The following is a 1,718-nucleotide window of genomic DNA, read 5'->3' as shown; positions in this document are numbered from 1 at the left end:
CTCGGGTGGCGCGGCCGGCGCTGGGGGCGGCTGCTCAGGAGGCGTGAGGCGGCGGCCGGCGCTGTGGGGGCGGCTGCTCAGGAGGCGTGAGGCAGCGCCCGGCGCTGGGGTCCGGTGATCAGGAGCCGTGAGGCAGCAGCCCGCCTGCGTATCAGAGCGGCTTCGCCGGCCAGTCGAGCAGTCGTGCGCCGATCACCGCGGTCTGCAGGGTGTAGCGGTGTACGGGGTCGGCCGGGTCGGAGCCCGTCAGCTGATGGATCCGCTCCAGCCTGTACGTCAGCGCCCGCACGCTCAGGCTGAGCCGACGTGCCGCCTCCGCGGCGACGCACCCCGCGTCGAAGTACACCATCAAGGTCCCGATCAGCGGTCCCGCTCCGCCCCGTGCCTCCTGCAGCGGCCCGAGTGCGCTGCGTACGAGATCGGCCATGGCCTCGCGGTCCCGGGTGAGTACGGGGTAGACCAGCAAATCGGCGGCCTTCAGGACGGGTTGGTCGAGGTGCAGCCGCTCGGCTAGGTCCAGTGCGCCCAGCGCCTCCTCGTAGCTGCGCACGACACCCCCGGCGCCCGGGTGCGGCCGGCCGAGCGCGACCTGGCCGCCGTCGGTGGCCGCGTGCGCCTGCTTGGCGAAGTACGTGAGCACTTCGGTCTGGTCGCCGGGGGCGATGCAGATCAGCCGGCCGTCCTTGGTGGTCAGGAGAATGGACCGGTCACCGAAGCGCGCGTGCAGCGCGGCGGCCACACCGCGCCCCACCGGGTCGGTCTCCGTGTACGCGTCAGGACCGGCGGCGACGGCCACCGCATGCGCATGCGCGAGACGCAGCCCGAAGCGCTCGGCGCGTTCGGCGAGCCGTCCGAGGTCGCTGCGTCCGTGCAGCAGATCATCGATGAACTCCCGCCGCGCCGCCTCCTCGCGGCGTACGGCGAGGCGCTGGGCGCGCTCGTACCCCTCGGCGAAGGCGTCCACGGCCTGCTCGACCGCGGCCAGGACGCTGTCGGCGTGCCGCGCCACGTAGGGCCAGGCGCAACGGGTCGCGGCGAGGTGCTCCTGGACGAGTTCGCGCAGGGCGTGCCCTTGTTCGGCCGCCCGTTCGCCGAGTGTGCGGCGCAGTTCGAGTTCGTCCCGGCTGAGGCGCCGGCCGGTCGTGGACACGGCCGCGAGCAACTCGGCATAGCCGTCGAGGCACTCCCCGGTCTCTTCCACCCCGGCCATCGGCTTCCCCACCCTCATGTGCGTACGGCTGCCGGGCCCGCCCACAGCGCTCCCCACGCCCGACCGGCGCGCCCCGGCATCAAGAACGCGTAAAGACTGCCGGATCCCGGCAATGCGAGCAAGCCGCGTGCGCTGCAAAGATCTGCTCACGGGGGAAACGGGGATGCACGGGGGATCGCCCGGTGCCGGGTCTCGGAAGAGAACGGCGCCGGGCCACCCCGACGACCCGCCTCCCACTCGCCTCGCTCGCGTACCGGAGCCGCTCTTGATCAACTCGGCGGCACCTGGTCGACTGCACGTCATCCGCAGTTCGGACGCCGCTGGGGCGGACCGTCGAGGCTGCGGTCCGGCAGACCGACCCACGCCTGTGAGGAACCATCCATGGACCGACGCCTGTTCACCACCGCGCTCACCGCGGCCCTTGCCGTCCCCGCCACCGCCGGCGCCGCCCGTGCGGACGGCCGCGCCGGCGAGGAGCAGCGCGGCCGCGCCTTGCTCGCCGCCCTCA

1 protein-coding gene is annotated in these 1,718 nt (G+C 73.6%); it reads right to left on the bottom strand.

Going from position 1 to position 1,718, the window contains the following annotated elements; translation table 11 throughout:
• Window positions 1-151: 151 nt before the first annotated feature.
• Window positions 152-1,210, bottom strand: a complete 1,059-nt coding sequence (locus ABT367_RS41325) for a PucR family transcriptional regulator (RefSeq protein WP_352259121.1) — start codon at window positions 1,208-1,210, stop codon at window positions 152-154.
• Between the last annotated feature and the right edge of the window lie 508 nt (window positions 1,211-1,718).

Source organism: Streptomyces mesophilus (assembly GCF_040300965.1).
In the GTDB taxonomy this organism is placed as follows: Bacteria; Actinomycetota; Actinomycetes; order Streptomycetales; family Streptomycetaceae; genus Streptomyces; species Streptomyces mesophilus_A.
This window is presented reverse-complemented; position numbering and strand designations above follow the sequence as displayed.